The organism is Christiangramia aquimixticola (assembly GCF_048285835.1).
Taxonomy (GTDB): domain Bacteria; phylum Bacteroidota; class Bacteroidia; order Flavobacteriales; family Flavobacteriaceae; genus Christiangramia; species Christiangramia aquimixticola.
Window position 1 is genome coordinate 14,772 of record NZ_JBLVTL010000006.1, and the last position, 25,169, is coordinate 39,940.

A 25,169-nucleotide genomic window follows, 5' to 3' on the forward strand; every position below is an offset into this window, starting at 1 on the left:
AAAGGCTTTTTTGTTTTTTCGGAAATAAATTTAGTTTCAACAACGTTATATTAGCCAAATAATAAAAAAGAAGATATGAAAAAGTTAATGCTGCTTGCCTTTGTTTTTACTGCATTTGGAATGAATGCCCAAACTGCCGCCTTTGGAATCAAAGGAGGTTTGAATTATGGTGCCACCGGTGAATATGAATCTTTTGCAATGGCATCTGAAGACTTTCAATCCTCATTTGAAGATGGAGAGAACAAAACTGGTTTTCATGCCGGGCTTTTTGCTCAGTTTCAAATTTTGGGCTTTTCTATAAGACCCGAATTAATGTATACCCAGTTGAATACAGAATATTCTAACTTCGATTATAAGGTAACTAAACTGGATGCACCCGTACTTTTGGGAGTAAACGTGCTGGGGCCATTGAATATCAAGGTAGGACCGGCATTTCAATATGTCTTGAAAAATGAATTGGAAAATTCCCAGCTATCTATTGGCCAGGTAGATAAAGAAATTACTGTAGGATATCAAGCCGGAGCAGGGGTTCAATTTGGACGAATTGGGATTGACCTTCGCTACGAAGGAGCCTTTGACGAAAATACTGCCAGAGGTGGAGATATGGCTGCCGATTCCGGTTTCACCGTTGATTCCCGACCTTCTCAATGGATCGTGAGTTTGGCTTATACACTCTAGGACATAAAAAAACATAATCCTTATTAAATAGAAAAAGCCCGGAAAAATCCGGGCTTTTTTAATTATTAAAAGTGAAAGAATTAATTCGCCACTTCACTTATAAATTTAATTCGGTATAACCTTAATTCTTCATCATCGTAGTCACCATCAAATTCTTCCATGGCTTCGTCGATCTTATCAGATTCAGCTTCCAGAAAATATTCGTGAATCTCTTCCTGTTGATCTTCATCAAGAATATCGTCCACCCAATAATTTATATTCAGCTTCGTACCGCTATAAACAATGGCTTCCATTTCCTTTATAAATTCGGTCATGGACATTCCTTTAGCCGAAGCAATATCAGTTAACGGTAATTTCCTGTCCACACTCTGGATGATATAAAGTTTAAGTGAGCTGTTTGCTCCGGTGGATTTTACCACAAAATCATCGGGTCGAACCACGTCATTATCTTCCACATAACGGGAGATCAATTCCACGAAGTCTTTTCCGTATTTTTTGGCTTTCCCTTCACCTACTCCGTGAATGTTCCCCAGTTCTTCAATGGTTACCGGATATTTCAGAGCCATATCTTCTAAGGAAGGATCCTGGAAAATCACAAATGGTGGAAGGTCTTTTTTCTTCGCTACTTTTTTCCGTAGCTCCTTCAGCATTTTAACCAATTCATCATTAACCGCAGCTCCTCCTTTATCCTGAACAATTACATCTTCTGTAGCATCATTAAAAACATGATCTTCCGTCATCATAAATGAAACAGGATTATCAATGTAGTCCAGACCTTTCTGGGTGATTTTAACCACCCCGTAAGTTTCAATATCCTTTCTTAAATAACCGGCGATAAGTGCCTGCCTGGTAAGGGCCATCCAATAACCTGAATTTTGATGACTCCCTTTTCCAAAAAGTGGATGCTCATCTGTTTTATGAGACAGAATTACCGCATTACTTTTACCAATTAGAGTCTTTACGATCTCCTTGGATTTATATAACTGGTTGGTTTCTTTAACGGTTTTCAGCAATAATTCAAGATCATCCTTAGCCTCATGACGATTCTTTGGATTACGCACGTTATCATCCATACTTGCACCTTCTCCTGTTTCAGAATCGAATTCCTCCCCAAAATAGTGCAAAATGAATTTTCTACGAGAGATCGAAGTTTCAGCATAGGCAACAACTTCCTGAAGCAATGCATGTCCTATTTCCTGTTCAGCAACAGGTTTGCCGCTCATGAATTTCTCCAGCTTCTCAATATCCTTATAGGAATAAAATGCCAGACAATGGCCTTCTCCTCCATCTCTACCTGCACGCCCGGTTTCCTGATAATAACTTTCTATACTTTTAGGAATATCGTGATGAATCACAAACCTAACATCGGGTTTATCGATTCCCATCCCGAATGCAATGGTTGCCACCACCACATCTATATCTTCCATGAGGAACATATCCTGATGTCTGGATCTGGTTTTTGCATCCAGTCCCGCATGATAAGGCACGGCTTTTATACCATTTACCTGTAGAGTTTGAGCAAGCTCTTCTACTTTCTTTCGGCTAAGACAATAGATGATCCCCGATTTTCCATCATTCTTCTTAACGAATCTTATGATATCGGCGTCTACGTGCTTGGTCTTCGGCCTTACTTCATAGTAAAGATTAGGCCTGTTAAAACTAGCTTTAAAAGTATTGGCGTTGGTAATCCCAAGATTTTTGAGAATATCTTCCTGAACTTTTGGAGTTGCCGTAGCAGTTAAGCCAATAATTGGAATATCATTCCCTATTCGCTGGAGGATGCTACGCAAATTGCGGTACTCAGGTCTAAAATCATGACCCCATTCACTAATACAATGGGCTTCGTCCACCGCCAGGAAAGAGATCGTCTGATTTTTCAGAAAATCAACATAATCTTCTTTGGTTAGAGATTCAGGCGCTACATAAAGCAACTTACAAACACCGTTAGCGATATCTGTTTTTACCTGATTAACTTCAGTTTTATTCAATGAAGAATTCAATACATGAGCGATGCCATAATCAGAAGAAATACTTCTAATGGCATCCACCTGATTCTTCATTAAAGCGATAAGAGGGGAAACCACAATTGCGGTCCCATCTTGTATCAGCGCAGGGAGCTGGTAACATAGTGATTTACCTCCGCCAGTTGGCATAACCACGAAGGTGTCATTTCCATTTACGATGCTAGTAATAACTTCTTCCTGAAGCCCTTTAAACTGACTAAAACCAAAGTACCTCTTCAGTTCTTTGTGTAAATCAATTTCGGTTAAACCCATTCAATTGTGTTACAATTTTACATACATTTGTATAACTAAATATACATATTTCTTTAGTACTTGCAATTCTTAATTTAATCTAATTTGAAACTTAGCGATCAAATCATTTCTTCTGCAAAAGAAACAATTTCCAACGAAGCAGAAGCAATTGCGAACCTCGAAAATTTTATAGACGAAGATTTTATTAATGCCGTAGAGATCATCTACCGGTCAAAGGGTCGGGTTGTGGTTACCGGAATTGGGAAAAGTGCCATAATTGCAAATAAAATTGTCGCTACCTTTAATTCTACCGGCACTCCTTCTATTTTCATGCATGCAGCAGATGCCATACATGGAGATCTGGGAATTGTACAGCAGGATGATGTAGTAATATGTATATCTAAAAGTGGTAACAGTCCGGAAATAAAGGTCTTGGTACCGCTTATCAAAAATTTCAATAATACTCTTATTGGTCTTACTGCCAATAAAGAATCATTTTTAGGCAAGGAAGCAGATTATGTTCTTAACTGCTATGTTGAGAAAGAAGCCTGCCCTAACAATCTTGCTCCAACTACCAGTACAACTGCTCAAATGGTGATAGGCGATGCTGTTGCGGTAAGCCTACTTAATTTAAAAGGTTTCAGCAGTAAAGATTTTGCAAAATACCATCCCGGTGGTTCGCTGGGAAAAAAGCTCTACTTAAGAGTGGGTGATATCGTTGCTCAAAATCAGGTTCCGCAGGTAGCACCAGATACCAATGTTGCGAATGCCATTATTGAGATTTCTGAAAAGATGCTCGGAGTTACTGCCGTGGTGGAAAACGGAAAGATTATCGGGATCATTACCGATGGTGATATACGAAGAATGCTGAAAGACCATGAAGAAATTAAAGGTCTAACCGCGCGAGATATTATGAGCAAGGCTCCCAAGACCATTGAGAAAAACACTCTGGCTGTTGAAGCCCTGGAAGTTCTGGAAAAGAATAACATATCTCAGTTACTGGCGGTTGATAAAGGTAAATATATAGGTGTAGTTCATCTGCACAATTTAATTAGAGAAGGAATTTTGTAATGGAGAGAATAGCCCCCCAGGAAGAACCAGGAAGCGAAATGTCTTTTTTAGACCATCTTGAAGAATTAAGATGGCATTTAATAAGAGCTGTACTGGCTGTAGTTATTGCCGGAGCCGTAGCTTTTGTATTAAAAGGATTTATATTTGATGTCCTCCTGTTTGGACCTGCGAAGGGTGACTTCTGGTCCTACCAGATGCTTTGTAAATTATCCGGAATGTTTGGAATTGATGGCGGTTTTTGTGATCAGGAAATGCCTTTCCGGATTCAAAGTAGAACCATGGGCGGTCAATTTTCTGCACACGTCTGGACCTCCATAACTGCAGGTTTCATTATAGCCTTTCCTTATGTTATCTATGAATTCTGGAAATTCGTGGCTCCCGCGATGCATGGTCATGAACGCAGGCATGCCAAAGGATTTATCTTTATAACTTCCCTGCTTTTCTTTTTAGGAGTACTTTTTGGATATTATGTGGTAACTCCATTATCCATCAATTTCCTGGGAAAATATCAGGTAAGTGATACCGTTTTCAACGATTTTGATCTAAGTAGTTATATAAGCCTGGTAAGAGCTTCAGTACTTGCCAGCGGACTAATTTTCGAACTTCCCATAGTGATCTATTTTCTTACGAAGGTTGGAATAGTCACTCCTGAGTTCCTGAAAAAATACAGAAAATATGCACTGGTGATCGTTTTGATCCTTTCGGCGATTATTACTCCGCCGGACATCGTGAGCCAGATCATTGTTGCTATCCCCGTACTGATATTATATGAAGTGAGTATCATCATTTCAAAATTCATGTACAAAAAAGAAGAAGAAAAATTAAAAAAATAAGCTATGACAAATAAGGTAGACGAATTTAATTCGTACCGCGCCAAAATGAACGACAAGATTTTGTCTGAAAATAACAAGGTCCTTAAAAGGATCTTTAATCTGGACACCAATGCTTTTGCTGAAGGTGCTTTGGACAAGAAAACAAAAGAGCTTCTGGGACTGGTTGCTTCAACGGTATTAAGATGTGACGATTGTGTAAAATATCACCTGGAAGCAAGCCATAAGGAAGGAATTTCCAGAGAAGAAGTAATGGAAACCTTAAGTATTGGGACCCTGATTGGAGGAACCATTGTGATTCCCCATTTGAGAAGAGCTTTCGAATACTGGGAAGAACTTGAGGAGAATAAAGAATAAGAACGGTACAATTTCTGCTTATTCAGAATAAAGATCAACTATGAAACTACGCGCTGAAAATCTTATAAAGACCTATAAAGGAAGAAATGTTGTTAAAGGTATTTCGGTTGAAGTGAACCAGGGAGAGATCGTTGGATTACTTGGGCCGAATGGAGCCGGAAAAACAACTTCATTTTATATGATCGTAGGTTTGATAAAACCTAACAGCGGTAATATTATCCTGGATAAGCAGAACATTACCAAATACCCCATGTACAAAAGAGCTCAGCATGGAATTGGGTATCTGGCTCAGGAAGCTTCAGTTTTTAGAAAGCTGAGTATCGAAGATAATATCATGAGTGTTTTGGAGCTTACCAAGCTGTCGAAAAAAGAACGGCAGATGAAAATGGAGTCGCTTATAGAAGAATTTGGTTTGGGCCATATCCGAAAAAATCGCGGTGATCTATTAAGTGGTGGTGAACGACGAAGAACAGAAATTGCACGGGCTCTGGCTACAGACCCAAACTTTATATTACTGGATGAACCTTTTGCGGGAGTAGATCCGGTTGCGGTGGAAGATATTCAGAGAATTGTAGCTCAATTAAAAGACAAGAATATAGGGATTCTTATTACCGATCATAACGTACAGGAAACTCTTGCCATTACAGACAGAACTTACCTGATGTTTGAAGGAAGCATCCTGAAACATGGTATCCCTGAAGAACTGGCTGAAGATGAAATGGTAAGAAAAGTATACCTGGGCCAGAACTTTGAGTTAAGAAAGAAAAAGCTTTTTAACTAATCGCTTTTCTATTCGATATCATCGAAAGTAAAACGTACAGCAGGATAATCACCGGAATAGAAATAAACTTCAGGAAGATTATCAATACCACACAACTTAAAATAAAGAAGTATCTAAGCTTGTTTTCTTTAAAGCTCCAGTCAGAGAATTTTAAAGCAAACAGTGGTAATTCTGCATTCAGCAAATAACAGCTTACTACAGTTAAACCAACAAGAAACCATTCATTTAGCAATAATCCCGAAATGATTGGTCCGGGCTGAAAGGTTAATATAAGTGGTAAACTTAAAATCAATAATGCATTCGCGGGGGTGGGAAGACCAATAAAAGAATCGGTTTGACGGTCATCTACATTGAATTTAGCCAATCTGTAAGCCGAAGCAACTATTATTAGTAAACCTATTAAAGCAAAAGGTTTTAAATGAAAATCGAAAGCCGTGGAATTCCAGTCGGCTCCTAGCCCATCTCCTGCAGGCAAAGCCTTTGCAAGCAATTGATACATTACAATTCCCGGCACTACTCCACTGGTCACCACATCTGCCAGAGAATCAAGTTGTAATCCCACTTCACTTTTTACATTTAAAAGTCTAGCCGCAAGTCCGTCGAAAAAGTCAAAGAAGATTCCGGCAGCTACAAAAATCGCAGCCAGCACCAAATTTCCTTTTACAGCAAAGATCAAGGCAATACTTCCGCTTAGCAAATTAAGTGATGTAATGAGATTTGGAATATGTCGTTTAAAACCCATAGTAAATTGTAATAATGATGGCACTAATCTACTATTTTGTAATTAAAGCATCTATAAAAAAATGTTATTGTAGGTTCTGCTATCCGGATTTCTACAAAATTGAAGATCTTCCCAAAGAAGTTTGTTATTTTTGAGCAGACTTCAAATTCTATGAAAAACTTTTTTTATGCATTGTTGAGCGGAATCCTGCTGGCTGTTTCATGGCCAACCTATGGTTTTCCCTTATTCATATTCTTTGCATTTGTCCCTTTACTGTTAGCTGAATTCCGAATTAGGAATAAATCAGTTAAAAGAAAGAAATTAAAAGTTTTTGGGCTGGCTTATTTGAGCTTTTTCATCTGGAATGTTATCACCACTTATTGGATCTATTTTTCAACTCCCTTTGGAGGTGTGTTTGCCGTGTTGGCTAATTCACTTTTAATGTCGGGAGTATTTATGCTATATCACCTTGTTGCCAAACGAACAGGTTTCAGTGCTGCGGCAGCTTTTTTGGTTAGTATATGGATGGTATTTGAAAAAATACATTTAAACTGGGACTTCTCCTGGCCATGGTTAAATCTTGGAAATGTATTTTCAGAATATATCAGCTGGGTACAATGGTATGAATATACCGGAACTTTTGGTGGGACATTATGGGTTTGGCTATTAAATATCGCCATCTTTAAAGGAATCCTGCAATATCAGGAATTCAGGGAAAAATCTTTAATCATCAGGACTTCAGTTAAATCCCTGCTCCTTCTTGGAATACCTTTATTGATATCCTTCTATATTTATAATACGCATGAGGAGCCTTCTGAAACTATTGAAGTAGCACTATTACAGCCAAACATCAATCCATATACAGAAAAATATAATACAACCGATTCGCGAATTGGAGAGCTTCTGCTGAATTTAAGCCGACAGGCCATTACAGATTCAACTGCTCTGGTAATAGCGCCGGAGACTGTTTTTGCCGATGGCACCAGACTCACTAATTTCCCCAATTCAGAAGCGGTTTTTTATGCCCGGCAAATCGCCAGAATAAATGAAAAGACCAATTTTCTGGGAGGAATCACTTTATACGAAAGATTTAATGATCCTGCCAAAGTAAGAAAACAGTCCAATCAACTGGGCCCAATGGACTGGTATGATGATTATAACTCGGCCTACTTACTAAGCAATAATATAGATAGCTTACAATTGTATCACAAATCGAAACTTGTGGTTGGAGTAGAAAATTTTCCATATCAGAATATTTTAAAACCAATTCTGGGAAACATCATGATAGATCTGGGCGGCACAGTAGCGATGAAAACTACACAGGAAGAACGCGAAGTCCTTTATCTAAATAAATCTACCGGCACTGCACCAATTATTTGCTATGAATCTGTTTACGGAGAATATGTGACCGGTTACGTGAACAATAATGCAAGTTTTTTAAGTATTATCACCAACGATGCCTGGTGGGGAAATACGCAGGGGCATAAGCAGCATTTAAGTTATGCCAGATTACGAGCGGTGGAGAACAGGAGATATGTTGCCAGAAGTGCCAATACAGGGATTTCAGCCATTATAAATTCCCGTGGTGATATCGTAGAGAAACTCGGATATGAAAAGCAGGGATTTATCTCGGGTAAAATTGGTCTTAATTCTGAAAAAACTTTCTATGTGAAGTATGGAGATTATCTGGCAAGGATTGCTCAATTCCTGGCATTATTTATTTTCCTGTTTGCAATGGTAAAATACAGAAGAACACGGCCCTCTTAAATTTTATAATTAGCTGGTTATTGTCCCCTAAAGAAAATAACAGTGCTCATCGTTTTTAGGATGATACTAAGATCCAGAAAAATACTACGATGTTTAATATAATATAAATCGTACTGAAGTTTTTCAAGACTGTCTTCATAACAATCACCGTAATTCGCCATCACCTGTGCCCAGCCGGTTAGACCGGGTTTAATCACGTGCCTGGTGTCATAAAAAGGGATCATTTCAGAAAGTTCCTTTACAAAATGTGGCCTTTCCGGTCTTGGACCAATTAAACTCATGTCACCCACCAGGACATTATAGAATTGAGGTATTTCATCTACTCTTGCTCTTCTAAGAATTCTACCAAAACTGGTAACCCGATAATCTCCTTTTTGAGTAAATTGAGGCCCGGAAACCTCGGCATCGCCGGCCATAGTTCTAAGCTTAAGAATTTTAAAAACCTTTCCATGTTTTCCAACCCTCTTCTGGGAATAAAATAATTTTCCTCTGTTACCTAAAAGATTTCCAATTAGAATGAAAGGAATAAAAATAACGCCAACCATAATCCCTACAATGGATACAATTATATCGATAACCCGGAAAGCCAGCATGTAGAATTTATTCTGATTACTTCGGCTAAATGGGAAATATTTATAGAAATCCTTATCGACATTTTGTACCGGAATTCGCCTGGTAATCTCTTCATATACCTGAGTATAGTCCCTGATGGGGAATCCCTTTTTAAGCAATAAACTTAGCTGATTATACAAGGGAAGCATTAGTCCGCGTTTATAGGCGCTGGCTACGACGATTTCATTGATATGATGTTCTGATATAACATCTTGTAGTTCAACAACTTCAAACCTCAACAAATCTTCCCGGGGAAGCTCCGTTTTTAATTTTTGGTCTGTATTGATGTAACCTACTACATGATAGTTAGGATCGGCTTTCTGAAGAGATTCAGCTATAAGTTTTATGTCAAATGAATCTCCAACCACAAGGACTCGTTTGTAAAATCTCGGACTGGAAATCAGACTGATATACAAGGACCGCCAGACGATTAAATAAGTGGCCATGGAGATGAAGAAGAACAGAATTTGCAGTCTGTTTTCAGGTAGTGTCGGAGTTAAAAAAGGTGTTAATATATAAAAGAGTACGGTAAGGCTTGTAGTTAATAGTACATTCTTAATTACACTATCAAACCTATCAGCTTTTTGCAGATCATATAATTCAAAAACGTTTCCGAATAAAATTAGGTATAAAACCAGCACCAAAGTCCAGGTCCAGTTATCGGCAGTTATTCTGAAATAATCAAATTTAAATACAACACCTACCAGCGTAAGTACCAAGAGGACTCCGAATATATCGAACAGCCTCAGTAGTAATTTACGTTCTGAAATCTCAAAATGCAATAGGGGCTTTTGGGACATTATAAGTAGGTTTCCTGCAGGGATAAATATATAATAATTAGGCAAGCAAATCCAACCATAAGGACTTAACCTTCTCCCAATCGAAATTTTCCACTTTTAAACGGGCATTTTTACTAATTATTTCAGCAAGATCAGAGTTTTCCAATAGTTGAACTATCCCGTTTACCATTTCACCAGGATCGTCTGGCCTGACCATGATACCCGTTTTTCCATTATCGAGTAGGTACGGAATTCCACCAACATTAGTCGACACAACCGGTAATCCTAAAGCCATAGCCTCAATCACACTTACGGGAGTATTATCAACGTTGGTCGTATTTAGGAATATATCATAATCCCGGGAAAGGCTTCTCCATTCGTCCTTGCTAAATTTGCCGGTAAATTTTACAGGCAGGGATGACTCCTTAGCCAGTTCTTTCATTTTTTCAAGACTTCCATCCTTCTCAGGCCCAACCATACAAAGTTCAGCATTGGGGTAAGTTTGAAGCAGGATTTTCAAACAGTTTAGAGCCAGAGTTGGATTATAAACTTCAGCGAAAGAACGAACCCATAAAAGACGTGGTTTCACCTTCTTTCGCAGTTTGAAAGAATAGTCCTTAAGTTCAATACTATTGGGGATATAAACTGTATTACGCCAATTATACTTTTTGGTTTCCTGAACAAGATAAGCTGAAGGAATTACTATTGTATGAGCATCCCTAAAAAGATTCATAACGAAATCCGATGATTTATCTAAGCGCAAAGGCAAATTACCGCCATGAAAAACAAAGATGTATTTCTGATTTTTTATACGTGCTACTAACCCTGTTAAAACAGCAAACCAGAAATTGGATGTACTATAGGTATCGATAAGAAGATAAGTACATCGTTTACTTCCTATAACATCCCAAATGATATGGAACAAGCGTCCGGTTTTGTTCCCGATATCAGAAATTCCCCGAATATCTATCCCTTCCTTCTTTAGTTTTTTGGGTAACCAATCAACTAAGGTTGGAGAATATCCTTTTCGCTGAAGTTTGTTGCCTATATGTAATACTTTCACCATCAACTAAGCACCTCTTCCCAGTCAGATTTAACAGCTTCCCAGTCAAATCCATCTACTTTGGTTTTGGCCATTCTGGTGAGATTTCTTCCTTTTTCAGGGTTTTCAATAATTTGCTGAATCTCAGCTGCCATTTTATTTACATCTTTCTCCTCGACCAAAATTCCATCTTTCTGATGTTCAATCAAACGGGGCATCCCACCTACATTGGTACTGACAATTACCAGCCCCAGGCTCATTGCTTCAATTACGCTTATGGGGGTATTATCCACCGTGGTGGTATTAATAAAGAAATCATAGTTTTCTGAAAGTTTCGCCCAGTACTTTTTTCTCAGTTTCCCGGTAAACCTCACATTAAGATTCCACTCATCAGCGAGTTTCTTACAGGCTTTCATGGTACCGTCCTTTTCAGGTCCTACCATACATAAACTTGCCTCCGGATAAGTTTCAGATAATTTTTTTAAAACTTTAAGAGCCATGATAGGATTATATCGCTCCTGAAACCTGCGCACCCAAAGTAATTTAGGCCGAAAACTTTCTCTTTTAGTAAAAGGATAGTTTCTGGTTTTTATAGCATTTGGAATTATCCGTGTATTTTGAAATCCAGATTTTTGAAATTCATCATATAGGAAACGTGAAGGTGCAATATTTACTTTGGCCTTTCCAAACAGACTTTTACTAAAAGAAAAAGAGCGATCAAGCCTTTCCGGAAGGTTCCCTCCATGAAGAATTGGAATATATTCCAATCCAAATAAGTAACAAGCCTTTCCAACCAAATAGGCATAATAGAAATTCATCGCTCCGTAGGTATCGATCAAAACGATATCAGTCGATTTATTATAACGGGCTATGAGACCTAACATCTCCAAAAGACGTAAAGCTTTGTTACTTCGGGTTGAAGCCGTTTTCACCTTATACCCCTCCTTTCGAAGCATCTTGCTAAAAAACGAAATATAGGTAACCGTAAAGCTATTGACTTGCAAGTCGTTTCCTATGTACAGGATTCTTTTTTTCATCTACTATATATAATAATGCAAGTCCGTAAACAAATCCAGGCAACGCTATTCGCATGGCAGAATGATTAATGGTAAGGAACCAGAAAGCCATGAAAGCAAGGAAATAATAATTGTTTTTAAATTTAGTCCAGAATACAATTGGCACAAATATAAGTATTAGTAAAGCAATTAGGCCCAACATTCCATGTTCCGAGAGTAATCTGCTAATTTCATTATGAGACGCCGTTTCAGTACCTGCCTCTTCACTTCTGTATTTTTTTGCCTTTCCTACACCAACACCAATTACCGGGCTTTTATAGAAAGCCAGGAGTTCTGTTTCTATCAGTTCAGCTCTTCCTGTTGTTATATCCTGTTCCAATTCTCCAGCAGCATTTCTATTAGTATATCGGTAGGTTATCAACCCTTGTGTACTAATGGAAGAATACATCCAAATTGTAACTACTGCTCCAAATAGAATTAGAAGCTTCTTAATTAACGAATCTCTTTGTTTACTATTTTGTTTTTGGTAAAAAATTAGAATAAAGGCCCCCATACATACTAGAGCTGTTAGCACCCCTCCCCTTGAAAATGTAATTATTGCCCGATAACTAAATAAGGCCAAAAGTATAAGGTCGACAATGTTTACGATTTTATCACGAAAAATAAATAAACGGGTGCATACCAAAAATGCGCCCAACCCCATTACGGCTGATATCTGGTTTGGGCCATAACCCCCGGAGGTTGCATAATTAGAATTCGTACCAGACATTAAAGCCTCCCCTATACTGGGAGTATAAAAGAACAAATATGCCATATTTGCTATTAAAGGTAACAATAACATTAGTAGAACATAATTGAAATGATCGAATGTAATTTTCTTATAATAACAATATAAAGCAGAAACGCCCAGGCATACCGGACCGCTTAAATTAAAAGCAATTGCCTTTCTAAATACCACATCATAATCTAACGTAAAGGATGCTACCACAACACCGGGAAAAAGAACCAAAAGGTATATCCAAAAGGGTACAGTTTTCGAAGAAGTTCCTTTATAGAACATTCCCATTAATAAAAATAGAATTACCGAGTATTTACCGGTTTCATAAAAGACCATAGCTCCATTCATCCTATAAAACACCTCTGCCCCGGCAATATAGGCAGCTGCCATAAGAGCTTCATTATTCCTGTTGTTTTTGATAATAATCCAGAAGAAAAGAGCTACCCAGGTTACCATTAACAATATTGAGGCAGACGATCTTTGTAAATAAATAACAAATCCTATCAATACGTGCAGTAGCACATATTGCAGATAAGACATATAATTTAATTCCTTTATTGCCACAGCATTAATTAATTTGGACCATATTCAAATATGAAACTAAAATTCAAAGGGATTGGTAAAATTTGAGAATTTCTGAAATATTTGCTGATTCGGAATATTGGTTTCGGACTATTTTATGAAATGCGTCCGCCTTAATCCTGGCATTATAATCGTAGTATACTTTACTCATTGCTTCAGTTAAAATTTTCGAATTGGAGGGGGGAACTAAAATTCCGAAATCTTCCAAAACTTTCCTGCACTCTCCTACATCCGTACAAATAACAGGCAAGCCGGAAAGTCCATATTCTAAAAGTGCTAAGGGTAATCCTTCCGACCTTGAAGAAAGCACTCCCGCATCTGCCTGACCTAAAAGAGTTTTTATATTTTTCTGGCTTCCATAATAATAAATCTTATTAGATTTAGGGGAGTTCTGAATACGATTTAAAATTTCTCTTGAGTATTCATCCTTAAATTCTTTTCCAACCAAATGTAAACTAACATTTTTAACATCAAGACCTTCAAAAGCTTCGATTAATGTCAAATGGTCTTTCTGAGGGCGCAAATTTGCTACACAAATATATTTGAATTCTTTTTTGTATCCCTTTAAAAATATCGGGGTCGATAATTCAGATTTTGCTAATGGCAAAAAATTTCGAATAACTTTAATGTTTGAGCATTTAAGATTTTGTTTTGACCAGGTTTCAAGTTTAGTATTTACAGTAATGATTCCATTAAAATATCTTGAAAATAAACGAATTAAAAATCCCGGACGCTTATCTAAAAAGTCACTATTCCCGTAGTGATCATGCCACACGATTTTTAACTTCTTAATTGCAAAGATCTTGATTAACACAACTTGATAATAAGAAGAACTGTGGGCATGAACAATATCTATCTTATGTTCTAAAAGATAATTTTTCAGCCTGATATAGGCTTTAAGGTCAATTTTACTGGTTTTATTTAAATAGAAATAACCAACCTCCTTTAGGATCTTTTCCTTTAAAATTCCTTCCTTCCTCGTACTACATATATAGGACTTAGTGACCTTATTCTGCAAAGCATTTGCATAATTAACAGCCATATGTTCAGCTCCACCAGCCTCCAGGGTATCAATGATCTGGAGGACTTTCATAAGAATTTAGTTATTTCGCGATCAAATCTTTCCAAGGTATATTTTTGCGACCATTCTTGAGCAAGGTTAGCCATATCATTCAGCTTGGTCGCATTTCTTAGTTTTTCATACACAATCTTCCGGGCTGAATCTATATTATCTGGGATAAGAATTCCTCTTTTTCCGTGATCAAGCATCCATGAAACACAGGAAATGGAAGTAGCTATCGGAATACAGCCAAAGAACATGGCTTCAGCCACAGCTTTAGGCCATCCTTCAGATTTTGATGGTAAAATTAGAAAATGTGACTTGAGATACTCACTTTTAAGTTCATTTTTATCGATAAAGCCTTTCAAATTTATAGCGCCGGAAAATTTAGAATTTGCAATATAATTATGCAGTTCCTCTTTTAAAATCCCTGTCCCATATAATTTTAAGTTAGCCTCTATACCTTTATCGAGAAGATATTCAATTAATTGAATGGCAAACAATGGTTGCTTCCCTTCTGATAAAGTACCCACAAAAATAAAATTTAATGTCCCTGAAAATTCTTTTGAGACTCTTTTTCTATCTTTTTCAGAAAAACTTGCGGTAAAAAAAGGGATAACATTTGCGGTTTGGTTTTTCCATTTGCCGTATACAAGAACTTTTAAATTCCTACTCAACAATCGATTACTAAGAATTTTTTTCTGAAGCTTATAAGTCCAGGGTTGTTTTGAATCAGGATCCCAGTTACCTGCATATTTTACTGTTTTTGCTTTTTTAGGGAATAAAATTTGGACTATACAGCCTAATAAGGAAATATTTCCGGGACAGCGCAAATGAATATGGTCAGATTGATTAAAGACTTCCCATATATTTACAATAATCAAAGGCAACCTTATGAATGAAATAATCGCATTCATAAATGTGTTGAAATTTAATGGCTTAACTTTAATAAAATCTGGTTGACATTTATATGGAATTTCACTACGATCCGGATATCGATTTGTCTTTGGTGCCAGTACAATCGTTTCCCCAACATGTTGCATCCATAGATCCATTTCCCTAATGTAGGGGCTATAAGAATAGTATTGATCTTCAAATTCAGTATGTTGTATATAAGTTATAATTCCAAACTTCATTTTAACTTTATTAATTAAAAAGATCGTAATAATTGAATTTCAATGTTCTTTTAATTTGGAAAACCTTTTCCCCACCCAAATTTCGATCTCCGTCATACACCATATAATATGAGTTCCCAATTTGTTGGAAATCGAGGTGATGCATTCCGCGATTAAACCATAATATATCATCCTGACCTTTCAGGTATCGTTTTTTCCAAAGTATGAGATCTATCTTGTCATTAGTTTTCTCTAATTTATATAAAGATATTCCGGATCCATAACCATAAGTCCGGTCCTGAACCGGTAAATACCAATCCTTTTTATATTTGAAAAATCTTCCACCAGGTCTGGTTTCATTTCCTTTTTTCCCTTGGAACTTTTCAGATAACTTCCAGTCGCCCTTTAATGAATCACTTTCGTACATTACCTGATTCATATTATCGTCAACGGTGACAATTAAATTTTCATTTTCATTCAGAAGGATCGAAGGATCTTTCAAAAATACATTTTTAATAAGGGTATCTTCGATTTCCCAGTGATATGGAAATTCTTTTGCTTTGTAAAGCAATACATTTCCGGATTGTTTAGTCTCCGGAAGCATATAGAATTCATTCCTATATTTAAAAACCTGCGGATAAGAAACGTGAAAAGCTTCATCTAATACAATTCCTTCGTAATCATAATCAGTTCCATTTTTAGATATAAATAAGGCAATATCGCCATTATCTTTACCTTTAAGTTCCACGAATAAATAGAAGATATTTCTTTCCCTTATAAAAAATGGATCTGCAATATAATTCCCTTCATTCTTTAAAAGGCTGTCTAAAGTTTTATAGGAAATAATATTTTTAGAGCTCACGATTGGCTCTTTCATGGGATTCTCAGAAAAGCCATAACCAACAGACCATTTACCTACTTTAGAAGTTCTGAAGGGATATTGGGCATTCAGATAAACGAGACTTCCAAAAGATAACAGACAGGATAAATAGATAAGAATCCGTTTAACCTTCATTGAATGATTTTTTCTACAGCTGGCCCCGCATAGGTAATTATTTCACCATCCTCGAAAAATACCGTTTTATAGGGGTAGTTTGTTTCTCTAAAGAAATTTTCTACAGACGTATATGTCAATTCTCCTTCTACAAGATGATAGGTTGCAATGCTTAAATTTGGTTTTAATTGTGAGAGCATTTTTTTCGCTCCTTTTAAAATCTCTAATTCTGCACCTTCAACATCCATTTTGATAAAATCGATTTTTTCTATTTTATTTTCCTCTACAAAGTCATCAAGAGCTATGACCTGTATTATTTTTTCAATTGAATTTTTTGCTTTATAAAAAGAAGAGGAAGCAACACTCCCATCCTCGAAAAATTTTATTTTTCCAGTTTTAGACCAAAGCCCTTTATTGCGGAGTTGGATATTATTAACACTTATATTCAATTTAAAATTTCCATTTATTTTCTCGATATTATATTGATCTGGCTCGAAAGAAAATATTCGTCCATGCTTAGCTTTTTCAGCATAAACTAGACTAAGTATTCCATCGAACGCACCTGCATCAATTATATTATCAGTAGGCTTAATTTTGTAGAACTGTTCATAGCGTTCAATTTGCTTGGTTAAAAAATATAATGGTGTATTGGTACAAATAGACCATGACTTGGTCATAGTACCATAAAGTTTTTTTTTAAAACTAAATTTATAATCTTGCTGATTCGAGTTATAATATAGGAGTTTTATCCTTTCCCATACATTACGCGGTATAAGCTTTAATATTCCTTTCATTAAACTGGTTTATTTAATAATAAACTCCACCAACCTACAATTCTTCCCATACTCTCCGTTAGAGCCTTTCTTTTATGAGATGTGTTGAATATATTACTGAAGCGCACAAAGGTTAATAAAATAGCTATGGCATGCCATTTCAGGATGTTTTTGAAATCGGGGGAAGGATATTTTTTCCTCCAAACATACCATCCATTCCTCATGACCATTTTACCATATATGAATTGATTAGGACGGCCAGAATCTTCATGGTAGTGAAGGAGTTTTGCAGACGTATTTACGTAAAGTTGACCCATTTCTGAAACACGTAAACAAAAATCCATATCCTCATATAGTCCATATCCTTCAAAATAAGTTGAAAAATTTATCTTTTTAAAAATCTCTTTACGATAAGATGCAACTCCACCCATAAAATTTTCAACCTTGTAACACTTTCCCGTAGGAGGTAAAAAACCTAATGCATAACCGTTAGAAAATTTTGGCATATAACAGGGTGGAACATCTGGTTGTAAGCCAACTTTCTTTCGAAGTAAATGTCTACTCCCTAGTTTTCTAATAAATCCATCATACTCAAATTCGTCAAATTGTACGTTAGCGTCGCGTTTTTGAAACCATTTTATTTCATCAACAATATACCCTCCTACACCTAAAGCCTCAGGAAATTTTTGATATGTACTAAGCAAGTTTTCAAAATATGTTGGAGTAAGTACGATATCATCATCCAAAAAGCAAACAACATCAGATGATGGAGCTAATTTATTAATACCAAAATTTCGTTGTTTTGTTAGACCACGATTTTCTTTTGAAACTTTATAATATTCCAGATTTTTGAAGTAATAACTCTTAAAAATTTCTCTGGTTTTATCCTCCTCCGATCCATCAATAATTATTATCTGATTAGGGTATAGTGTTTGCCCCTTTACAGATTTCAACAATTTATATAAAGGTCCTGAACGCTGATAGGTACAGATTATTAATGTGAACTTCATCCCGGATTTCTATGTTAATTTGGAGTTAAAGGCATTTCAAATATAGGAAAAGCAATCAGGTTGTAAGTAAGCATTAATTTCCCGAAAGACGGGATGGATTATTTTCATTTAACAAGCATGCCGCCCATTCTTCACTAAGCTTCCATCTTTTGCGTAGTTGCCGTAAATATTTTACCGGATTTTTTATGGATTGGCGGTTATAATATTTTAAAAACAGTGAAACCTTGTAACCTCTTAATTGTTCGGGAGCAAAATGTTTAATAGCATAAGCCATAATCGTAGGTGAAGGCTTAGGTGAAATATTGCCCTTCTCCCATGGAAGTATTGGCATTTCCCGGAAACCACCCTCCGAAGCTTTTAAATGCAATGTTTGTAACCTAGGATGATAAATAATATCACATCCTTTATTCCGCAATTGCATCCCGAAATCGGCATCTTCTCCAAATCCAAATTCAAAGATGTTTGAAAATTGGCATTTTTTAGCATACATAGTTTTGACTACACAAGTCCCAGCTCCAAAACTACCCCATTGTTTTGTTTTATAAAACGCCGTTTCTTCGCCCGGTTGTCTACAATTTAGGTTAATGGCTTCAATTTGAAACCGTGCTGCCTCTTTTACTACATTTTGCAGTAATTCTGGCTGAAATCTTATATCATCATCTGCAAAAAACACCCAATTAGATTGTACTTGATCCAGCGCAATATTTCTTGCGCTACACACTCCTATATTGCGGGTAAAATGGTGAACAATCTCAAAAGGCCAGGTGTAAGATTTTAAATAGTCTAATTCTGACTCTGAGTTTACTTCAGGATTTTGCTCTACAATTATTACCTTGGTAGGTAGTAATTTTTGATTTTTCAAATCTATTAAAACATTTTTTAAATGTTGTGGTCTGCCTAAGGTTGGAATAATAACTTCAATGCTTTCTTTCCCGATCAACTCTTCCACATTATCATCTAATTCTGGAAGATCAATATTAAACTGAAAAAACGATTTTTTAAAAACACTGGTAAAGAAAGACCAGATTGGGAATTTTTTTTTATATCGGATAAAACAATATAATAATATAAGTAATCTTACTTTTTTGTAATGTTGAGCAACAAAACGAAAGAGATCTTTTGTTTCGGTTCTAACCAAGCTCAATTTCCCGTTGATTTGTTTTAATAACGCCGGGTGGCTATAGCAAAAGAGGGAGTTTTGTTGCCCTACCTTGGCTATACTATTAATTAGAATACCAAAATTGCTAATCTCTTTCATTGGAGGTTTAAATCTTAGCGCAGTTTCCCCGTACAAACCTCCAATAGCTGTACTCATTTTCCAAGTTGGATATTTCACTTTTTTATTGGGGTTACTAAAAGGAAGCTGATCCACATAACCAATTGCATCAGGGATAAAGTAATCGTCAACCGGGTAGGAAGCCATAATTAATTTATGTTGAAATACCTCATCAATCGATTCAGTATTAATCACTATACCTTCTTCCTGCCATAAAATAAGATCTTTTGGATATTTTAGGCATACCTCCCAAAATGCTTCTACTAGTGATTCAGAAAAGCCCGCCAGAGATTTATCATTTCTAACGATCTTTACCTGCTTTTTAGCTTCTATGTGAGAAATGATGATCAATTTGAATTCCTTTTTAATACAGAATTATAAAAATTAATATTTTCAGGAGCTATTATTTCCGTTGAAAAATTTTCAAGAATTCTCCTTCTAGATCTTCTTCCCATCGCATTTCTAAGGGTTTTATCTCCTAATAATATTAATAATTTTTCCGCATATAATTCATGATCCTCCGGATTAACCATATAACCCGTTTCCCCATCAATCATAATCTCCTTAGCCCACCCAATATTTGAAGTCACTAAAGCTTTATTCATTGCCATAGCTTCCAGCCACGTCATTGGGAAAGCTTCCGCGAAACTGGGTAATACTACCACAGCAGCGGTTTCAATGTAGAATTTAATTTTAGTGTATTCAACCTCTCCTACATACTTAAAATTTTGTTTTGCTTTTTTAGTAAGTTTGGATTGGAAAAGTGCAAGTGTAGAAGTTTTTTCCATTTCATCTTTTACATCTTTCCCAGCGATTAGAAGTTGTACATCCTGGCGTATTTCAACAAGGAGATTAAAAATGGATGCAAGTTCTAAAACTCCTTTTTTTCTAATTAAACTTCCGAAATAAAAAATTTGATTTTCAAGAATATTTTGATCTTCAATAGGAAATTCTTTCAAATTCACCCCGTTAGATATCACTTTAAAGTTCTTTTTTAAATTGAAAAGCTCCAAAGTTTTTAAACCGGTAAATTCACTTACAGAGATTAAATGATCTGCGTTTTTCAGGGCTTTTTCTTCAAACCATTTGTTTTTCCATTTCTGCTTTCTTTTCTCCAAAGCACAAAAGTAAGTGTCGCTTCCATGCATTCTTACGACTAAAGGAACATTTAATTTCATAAAAGCAGTGATTCCGGTCCAATCAGCCGCTTCAATTAAATCAATATTTTCTTTTTTGGAAAGCTCATTTAGGAAGTTCTGTAAATATTTCCTGTACAAATACCATCCCCCAATTTTGTATTTTTTTTGAGCAATTAAATAAAACTCAATGCCATTTTCCTTAAAATTATACTTCTTATCCTGTCCATAAACTACCACACTAACTCTTATTCCATGTTGAACAAGTGACCTGCCAAGATTTTTCAAACTGGTACCTAATCCACCGGAAGCATTGCAAGTGGAATGGGGATACTCAGGAGTCAGGAAAGCTATATGCATATAAAAAGAGACTGGTTTAAGTTTCTGCTAACCATCTAAAAGATTTATATGGTCTAAAACCATTTTATCAAGATAAAATTTATTCTCGATTAACTGGTTAACAGGCTTATTAATTGCTTTTTTATGGTCCAAAATATCTCCAATAATCTCGGAAAGTAGTTCTATGTCTCCAGGCGGAAAAATAAAACCGTTAACACCATCTTCAATTACTTCAAGATTCCCTCCCACAGGGGTTGATATAACCGGAACGTTAGCTGCGAGACTTTCTAAAATCGAAAGGCTGAAACACTCCATGTAAGTGGGTTGCAACATATAAGAATAATTATGAAAAATATCATTTAGATTTGGCGAATTCCCACGGAAATTAAATTGCTGCTCCAAAGCCTTTTCCTTTACTGTTAGTTGGAGTTCTTTCTCCATTGGTCCCTCTCCATATATGTCGATCTGTAATTTTTTCCGGTGCTCCGTATTCAAAAGATCAACAGCTTCAATAAGATCCTGAATCCCTTTTGATTTTCTTAAATGAGAGGCTACGATAAATTTACCAAAGTTCTTTTGAGTCCTTAATTTGTAAACCTCGGTTTCTATGCCATTATAAATTATAGATGTTTTTTTTCCAACATCTCTACCGTAGTCTTTTATGATCTGAAATTTTGTATATTCGGAAACCCCAATAAAAAGATCGATATACTTAGAGAATAGGATTCCTTTCAGTCTGTTTTTAATTCTTTTTTTTAGGGAAAAACCATTGATGGGTCTGGGATTATGATCTACCGCAATGATCCTGGAATTTCCGTGCTGTTTAATCTTTTTGTAGAAAGGGGTGCATAATTCAACAAAATGTGTCACTACAACCTCAAATCTCAATTTATTCACATTCTGGAATTCTAAAAAGAAGTCCTCTACAGAAGTCCGGAAAGCAAATTCGATATCCAGCTTATCATAGAATTGAAACTTTTTATCCCCAGAAAAAAACCATTTTACGTGGAAACCTTTTACTTTACATGCTTTATCATAAGCAACAAAAAAGCGATCCATTCCGCCAATTCTTGTAGAATTTAATGTATAGTTACAAACTACCGCAATATTCTTCATGAAAGATCCTTTAGAGCTTGGGCAATTCTGAGACTGGTGCCTTCTATCGGTTTTCCTATTTGAAGTTTTAATAACTTCCGCTGTTCTTTTAATCGAGCTTCAGGATTTTCAAGGCTTGAATTAATACTTTTAACCAGTTCCTCCTTATTTCTAACTATAGCCACCGCACCACTTTTTACTACTCTCTCGTAATGAGCATATTTTAAGTACTTCTGATCATTATATAATCCATTTTTATCGTTTCCAAAAACCGGATTGATAACCGGTTTGTCAAAAATCATAAAATCCAGGCTCATGGTGGAGCACATATTGATATTCAAGTTACAATATTCTAGTAAAGATCTTAAATTTCTAATGTCTTCTTTTAATGGAATCCGTTGTGACCATACCTCTGGATGATTATATCTGGTAATTTTCCATTCTGGAAAATTCCATATTATAAAAGGATAACGTTCCTGGATTTTTCTAAATCTACTACCATCTTCGGCTGGGGATGTTCTTACCACCAAATTGACCATCGGAATATCCTTTTCAACCATAGCTTCAGCGATAGTTTCTATATAAAGCCCATCATTTTTACTCGTAGAAACATCTCCACAACTGTAACATATTGTCTTAAGGTTAGACTTAAGCTTAAATTTTTCGAAAAAGTCTTTCTGTGAGGCCTTATATTCGGTCATCACATATGGTTCAAATTGAGGCGTGCCGACAACTTTTACCACTTTATTCTTTGTATCCGGATAGAAATATTTCAATTCTTTCTTCATCAGCTCACTCCATACAAGAAAAGAATCGAATGGAGCAGCCATTCTTCCTTTTGAAGGTAGGTTGTCCCAACTAAAAATAAAAGAGCATGTTTTTATTCCAAGTTCATTAGCGGCCTCCTTCAATACCGCCAGATAAGGGGGGCGCTGATGTGTGAAAAATAGTGTCTTTACTTTTGAGTCTAAAAGAAATTTATAATACTTTGAATATACCTGGTTTTTTCTAGCATAAATTAATTGTCTTCTATTGTAAAAATGAATCCACTTTTCAGAATTAAATACCCTAGTAATCATAAAAATCAGGGAAATAAGTTTTGCCCGTCTTGATTTATCTATGGGTTTATTTTTTTCAAGATTTGCAGCAATTCCAAAGAAATCTTTTTTATGCTGCTGCATGTGCGCAACCTCCTTCATTTTTCGCCAGAACCAGGTTTTCCTAGATTCGAAAAAAACCGGAAGTTCTATAATTTCAATTTTATCATATTTGATTAAGTTATAAGCTGTAGCAGGTAAACCTGAAAAAATTATAATTTTTTGGTTTAAAGTTTTTGCGTGATAAAGAAAATTACTTAAAATGAAATTCTTAAATCCTACCCCATCTACAATTACCAGACCTACGATTTCTGAAGAATAATTTGATGAAGTTGAAGGCATAATTAAAAATTAAATCTGAAATTTATTCTATTTTTTACAGGAAAATGTAGTTATCCATTTTTCTATAATAAATTTCTCAGTAAGCCACATTGATTCGTAGGTGGCACCGGCAATATGCGGAGTAATAATAATATTATCAAATTCTCTGGCTAATTTTAATAAGGGATTTTTCCTCCTTTTAACCTCGTCAATTTCAGAAACTAAGACATCTGTTGCAAACCCGGCTATATGACCATTTTGAATTAAGGCTGTCAACGCCTCATCTTCAATCACTTCTCCCCGTGATGTGTTAACAATAAAACTACCTTTTTTTAAAAATTTGAGATTGGAAGCATTTATGAAATTCTTTGTTTCCTGATTAAGCGGAATATGGATTGACAGAATATCTACCTTTTTTAAAAAAGAAATTAGATCTTTTTCAGATTCCTGATGTGATTTTAATTTAGGATCTATATCATAAAATATCCACGGCATTTTGAATACTTCGGCATAACCAGCCATCTGCTTACCAACTCTCCCATACCCAAGAATTCCTAGCTTATAACTATTCAGGTTATGAGATTTAAACTTATCGCGATTCCATTCACCTTTCAAAACATGGTTATGAGCAGCTGGAATTTTTCTAATTAAAGAAAGCATTAAGGAAAGTGAATGTTCTGCGGTAGAAGGGATGGTTTCAAGAAAATCGGTTTCCCCTTTTAAGGAAATTATTTGAATGTTTCTTTTTTCTGCTTCAGAACTATCTATATGATTGATCCCTGTTGTAGGAGTAAGGATGTATTGTAAGTTGCAAGCTTGATCTAAAAGCTCTTTATCTATCTTGTGGCCTAAACGGATAATCAGTACATCAATATTTCTGATTGCCTTGAGTAAGTTCTTTCTGGAAAATGGCCCCTGATATAAAGTTCCCAATTTTTCTAGAACCTGAATTTGTTCGGGATTGAAATCCAGCGGTTCGGTAATCAGGATATTCATGAAACCTGTTTTTTCCACTTTTTCAGTAATTGTTCAAGAATGATTACGTCCATTTCAGTATCAATATTTACAGCCCATTTTGCGTCCATTATTAAAGGAATCTTTTTCTCAGGCATTAAGCTTTGCTCCCTTTTTAATGCCGACGTCCGTATAAGATAAATACAACCATTTCTTAAATATAATTCAGGAAGCTCCTGTCTGTTTCGTGTTTCATAATCCGGCATAAGGCTATTTAAATATCCGTTCTGAAATTTATACATTCTTGCCGGATGATAGTCCTCGACTTTTACCATACTAATAACTGCATCGGTCTCTAAATTTGATTGTAATAATCTAATAGCATTATCTATATCCTCGCCCTTTCTTAATGGGGCCGTTGGCTGCAAAAGCACTACAGCATCAAAATACTGGTTTTTACGTTCGAAATAATTCAGTGTTTCTATAACAGTATCAGTTATCTTAGAGTGATCTTCGGCAATTTCTGGATTTCGCATTACTACATCACAATTGAAATTACGAGCAATTTCAGCTACTTCCTCATCTTCAGTATTTACCACAAATTTTGAAATATTCTTACTTTCTTTTGCTGCTGCAATCGAATATGCCAGTAACGGTTTTCCATCAAATTTTCTGATGTTTTTCCGTGGTACACCTTTGCTTCCCCCTCTGGCAGGTATAATTGCCAAAA

General features: G+C 35.9%; 23 protein-coding genes. 6 read left to right on the plus strand and 17 right to left on the minus strand.

Annotated elements, in window-relative coordinates; translation table 11 throughout:
- Positions 1-75: 75 nt before the first annotated feature.
- Complete coding sequence (locus ACNKXV_RS12015; RefSeq protein WP_417907982.1) at positions 76-678, plus strand: PorT family protein; 603 nt, start codon at positions 76-78, stop codon at positions 676-678.
- 80 nt (positions 679-758) lie between these two features.
- On the opposite strand, the gene ACNKXV_RS12020 is transcribed toward ACNKXV_RS12015, so the two are convergent.
- Positions 759-2,954, minus strand: coding sequence for a RecQ family ATP-dependent DNA helicase (locus ACNKXV_RS12020; RefSeq protein ID WP_417907983.1), 2,196 nt, complete (start codon positions 2,952-2,954; stop codon positions 759-761).
- Between the two features lie 84 nt (positions 2,955-3,038).
- On the opposite strand from ACNKXV_RS12020, the gene ACNKXV_RS12025 reads away from it, so the two are divergent.
- The 4 genes from ACNKXV_RS12025 to lptB are packed head-to-tail and all read left to right on the plus strand — an operon-like array spanning position 3,039 to position 5,972.
- A complete protein-coding gene (locus ACNKXV_RS12025) occupies positions 3,039-4,004 on the plus strand; it encodes a KpsF/GutQ family sugar-phosphate isomerase (RefSeq protein ID WP_417907984.1) in 966 nt (321 codons plus the stop codon).
- Between the two features lie 38 nt (positions 4,005-4,042).
- A complete protein-coding gene (gene tatC, locus ACNKXV_RS12030; RefSeq protein WP_417907985.1) occupies positions 4,043-4,837 on the plus strand; it encodes a twin-arginine translocase subunit TatC in 795 nt (264 codons plus the stop codon).
- A 3-nt stretch (positions 4,838-4,840) separates the two neighbouring features.
- On the plus strand, positions 4,841-5,191 hold the full coding sequence (locus ACNKXV_RS12035; protein WP_417907986.1) for a carboxymuconolactone decarboxylase family protein: 351 nt from the start codon (positions 4,841-4,843) through the stop codon (positions 5,189-5,191).
- A gap of 40 nt (positions 5,192-5,231) precedes the next feature.
- Entirely contained in the window at positions 5,232-5,972 is a 741-nt protein-coding gene (gene lptB, locus ACNKXV_RS12040) for an LPS export ABC transporter ATP-binding protein (RefSeq protein WP_417907987.1), read from the plus strand.
- Here the strand turns inward: lptB and ACNKXV_RS12045 are convergent.
- Positions 5,965-6,714, minus strand: a complete 750-nt coding sequence (locus ACNKXV_RS12045; protein WP_417908148.1) for a CDP-alcohol phosphatidyltransferase family protein — start codon at positions 6,712-6,714, stop codon at positions 5,965-5,967. The two genes, lptB and ACNKXV_RS12045, sit on opposite strands and share 8 nt — an antisense overlap.
- Positions 6,715-6,864: 150 nt before the next feature.
- Here ACNKXV_RS12045 and lnt point away from each other — a divergent pair, with 150 nt between their 5' ends.
- On the plus strand, positions 6,865-8,460 hold the full coding sequence (lnt, locus tag ACNKXV_RS12050; RefSeq protein ID WP_417907988.1) for an apolipoprotein N-acyltransferase: 1,596 nt from the start codon (positions 6,865-6,867) through the stop codon (positions 8,458-8,460).
- Positions 8,461-8,477: 17 nt separating this feature from the next.
- Here lnt and ACNKXV_RS12055 read toward each other — a convergent pair whose 3' ends face one another.
- The 15 genes from ACNKXV_RS12055 to ACNKXV_RS12125 all read right to left on the minus strand — a co-directional run bounded on the left by ACNKXV_RS12055 (position 8,478) and on the right by ACNKXV_RS12125 (position 25,167).
- Complete coding sequence (locus ACNKXV_RS12055; RefSeq protein WP_417907989.1) at positions 8,478-9,872, minus strand: exopolysaccharide biosynthesis polyprenyl glycosylphosphotransferase; 1,395 nt, start codon at positions 9,870-9,872, stop codon at positions 8,478-8,480.
- Between the two features lie 37 nt (positions 9,873-9,909).
- Positions 9,910-10,917, minus strand: coding sequence for a glycosyltransferase family 4 protein (locus tag ACNKXV_RS12060; protein ID WP_417908149.1), 1,008 nt, complete (start codon positions 10,915-10,917; stop codon positions 9,910-9,912).
- On the minus strand, positions 10,917-11,930 hold the full coding sequence (locus ACNKXV_RS12065) for a glycosyltransferase family 4 protein (protein WP_417907990.1): 1,014 nt from the start codon (positions 11,928-11,930) through the stop codon (positions 10,917-10,919). The genes ACNKXV_RS12060 and ACNKXV_RS12065 overlap by 1 nt, the downstream gene beginning before the upstream one ends.
- A complete protein-coding gene (locus ACNKXV_RS12070) occupies positions 11,884-13,251 on the minus strand; it encodes an O-antigen ligase family protein (RefSeq protein ID WP_417907991.1) in 1,368 nt (455 codons plus the stop codon). Before ACNKXV_RS12070 ends, ACNKXV_RS12065 begins: the two co-directional genes overlap by 47 nt.
- A 43-nt stretch (positions 13,252-13,294) precedes the next feature.
- Positions 13,295-14,362 (minus strand): glycosyltransferase, encoded by a 1,068-nt coding sequence (locus tag ACNKXV_RS12075; protein ID WP_417907992.1) that lies wholly within the window; start codon positions 14,360-14,362, stop codon positions 13,295-13,297.
- A complete protein-coding gene (locus ACNKXV_RS12080) occupies positions 14,359-15,465 on the minus strand; it encodes a glycosyltransferase family 4 protein (RefSeq protein WP_417907993.1) in 1,107 nt (368 codons plus the stop codon). Before ACNKXV_RS12080 ends, ACNKXV_RS12075 begins: the two co-directional genes overlap by 4 nt.
- Before the next feature lie 10 nt (positions 15,466-15,475).
- On the minus strand, positions 15,476-16,459 hold the full coding sequence (locus ACNKXV_RS12085) for a glucosamine inositolphosphorylceramide transferase family protein (protein ID WP_417907994.1): 984 nt from the start codon (positions 16,457-16,459) through the stop codon (positions 15,476-15,478).
- Positions 16,456-17,232 carry an FkbM family methyltransferase gene (locus tag ACNKXV_RS12090; RefSeq protein ID WP_417907995.1) on the minus strand — a complete coding sequence of 259 codons (777 nt, stop codon included), beginning with the start codon at positions 17,230-17,232 and terminating at the stop codon, positions 16,456-16,458. The genes ACNKXV_RS12085 and ACNKXV_RS12090 overlap by 4 nt, the downstream gene beginning before the upstream one ends.
- On the minus strand, positions 17,232-18,221 hold the full coding sequence (locus tag ACNKXV_RS12095; RefSeq protein WP_417907996.1) for a glycosyltransferase family 2 protein: 990 nt from the start codon (positions 18,219-18,221) through the stop codon (positions 17,232-17,234). Before ACNKXV_RS12095 ends, ACNKXV_RS12090 begins: the two co-directional genes overlap by 1 nt.
- A gap of 73 nt (positions 18,222-18,294) precedes the next feature.
- A complete protein-coding gene (locus tag ACNKXV_RS12100) occupies positions 18,295-19,692 on the minus strand; it encodes a glycosyltransferase family 2 protein (RefSeq protein WP_417907997.1) in 1,398 nt (465 codons plus the stop codon).
- A 152-nt stretch (positions 19,693-19,844) separates the two neighbouring features.
- Entirely contained in the window at positions 19,845-20,993 is a 1,149-nt protein-coding gene (locus ACNKXV_RS12105) for a glycosyltransferase family 4 protein (RefSeq protein ID WP_417907998.1), read from the minus strand.
- 27 nt (positions 20,994-21,020) lie between these two features.
- Positions 21,021-22,088, minus strand: coding sequence for a glycosyltransferase family 4 protein (locus ACNKXV_RS12110; RefSeq protein WP_417907999.1), 1,068 nt, complete (start codon positions 22,086-22,088; stop codon positions 21,021-21,023).
- Positions 22,085-23,506 carry a hypothetical protein gene (locus ACNKXV_RS12115; RefSeq protein WP_417908000.1) on the minus strand — a complete coding sequence of 474 codons (1,422 nt, stop codon included), beginning with the start codon at positions 23,504-23,506 and terminating at the stop codon, positions 22,085-22,087. Before ACNKXV_RS12115 ends, ACNKXV_RS12110 begins: the two co-directional genes overlap by 4 nt.
- 27 nt (positions 23,507-23,533) lie before the next feature.
- Complete coding sequence (locus ACNKXV_RS12120) at positions 23,534-24,481, minus strand: NAD(P)-dependent oxidoreductase (protein WP_417908001.1); 948 nt, start codon at positions 24,479-24,481, stop codon at positions 23,534-23,536.
- Complete coding sequence (locus tag ACNKXV_RS12125) at positions 24,478-25,167, minus strand: acylneuraminate cytidylyltransferase family protein (protein WP_417908002.1); 690 nt, start codon at positions 25,165-25,167, stop codon at positions 24,478-24,480. The genes ACNKXV_RS12120 and ACNKXV_RS12125 overlap by 4 nt, the downstream gene beginning before the upstream one ends.
- Positions 25,168-25,169: the final 2 nt, after the last annotated feature.

What these genes read in the sequence shown, in the direction of transcription:
- ACNKXV_RS12015 (WP_417907982.1), top strand. Translation starts at nt 76, where the DNA reads ATGAAAAAGTTAATGCTGCTTGCCTTTGTTTTTACTGCATTTGGAATG.
- ACNKXV_RS12020 (WP_417907983.1), bottom strand. Translation starts at nt 2,954, where the DNA reads ATGGGTTTAACCGAAATTGATTTACACAAAGAACTGAAGAGGTACTTT.
- tatC (WP_417907985.1), top strand. Translation starts at nt 4,043, where the DNA reads ATGTCTTTTTTAGACCATCTTGAAGAATTAAGATGGCATTTAATAAGA.
- ACNKXV_RS12035 (WP_417907986.1), top strand. Translation starts at nt 4,841, where the DNA reads ATGACAAATAAGGTAGACGAATTTAATTCGTACCGCGCCAAAATGAAC.
- lptB (WP_417907987.1), top strand. Translation starts at nt 5,232, where the DNA reads ATGAAACTACGCGCTGAAAATCTTATAAAGACCTATAAAGGAAGAAAT.
- ACNKXV_RS12045 (WP_417908148.1), bottom strand. Translation starts at nt 6,714, where the DNA reads ATGGGTTTTAAACGACATATTCCAAATCTCATTACATCACTTAATTTG.
- lnt (WP_417907988.1), top strand. Translation starts at nt 6,865, where the DNA reads ATGAAAAACTTTTTTTATGCATTGTTGAGCGGAATCCTGCTGGCTGTT.
- ACNKXV_RS12055 (WP_417907989.1), bottom strand. Translation starts at nt 9,872, where the DNA reads ATGTCCCAAAAGCCCCTATTGCATTTTGAGATTTCAGAACGTAAATTA.
- ACNKXV_RS12060 (WP_417908149.1), bottom strand. Translation starts at nt 10,917, where the DNA reads ATGGTGAAAGTATTACATATAGGCAACAAACTTCAGCGAAAAGGATAT.
- ACNKXV_RS12065 (WP_417907990.1), bottom strand. Translation starts at nt 11,930, where the DNA reads ATGAAAAAAAGAATCCTGTACATAGGAAACGACTTGCAAGTCAATAGC.
- ACNKXV_RS12075 (WP_417907992.1), bottom strand. Translation starts at nt 14,362, where the DNA reads ATGAAAGTCCTCCAGATCATTGATACCCTGGAGGCTGGTGGAGCTGAA.
- ACNKXV_RS12080 (WP_417907993.1), bottom strand. Translation starts at nt 15,465, where the DNA reads ATGAAGTTTGGAATTATAACTTATATACAACATACTGAATTTGAAGAT.
- ACNKXV_RS12085 (WP_417907994.1), bottom strand. Translation starts at nt 16,459, where the DNA reads ATGAAGGTTAAACGGATTCTTATCTATTTATCCTGTCTGTTATCTTTT.
- ACNKXV_RS12090 (WP_417907995.1), bottom strand. Translation starts at nt 17,232, where the DNA reads ATGAAAGGAATATTAAAGCTTATACCGCGTAATGTATGGGAAAGGATA.
- ACNKXV_RS12095 (WP_417907996.1), bottom strand. Translation starts at nt 18,221, where the DNA reads ATGAAGTTCACATTAATAATCTGTACCTATCAGCGTTCAGGACCTTTA.
- ACNKXV_RS12105 (WP_417907998.1), bottom strand. Translation starts at nt 20,993, where the DNA reads ATGCATATAGCTTTCCTGACTCCTGAGTATCCCCATTCCACTTGCAAT.
- ACNKXV_RS12110 (WP_417907999.1), bottom strand. Translation starts at nt 22,088, where the DNA reads ATGAAGAATATTGCGGTAGTTTGTAACTATACATTAAATTCTACAAGA.
- ACNKXV_RS12115 (WP_417908000.1), bottom strand. Translation starts at nt 23,506, where the DNA reads ATGCCTTCAACTTCATCAAATTATTCTTCAGAAATCGTAGGTCTGGTA.
- ACNKXV_RS12120 (WP_417908001.1), bottom strand. Translation starts at nt 24,481, where the DNA reads ATGAATATCCTGATTACCGAACCGCTGGATTTCAATCCCGAACAAATT.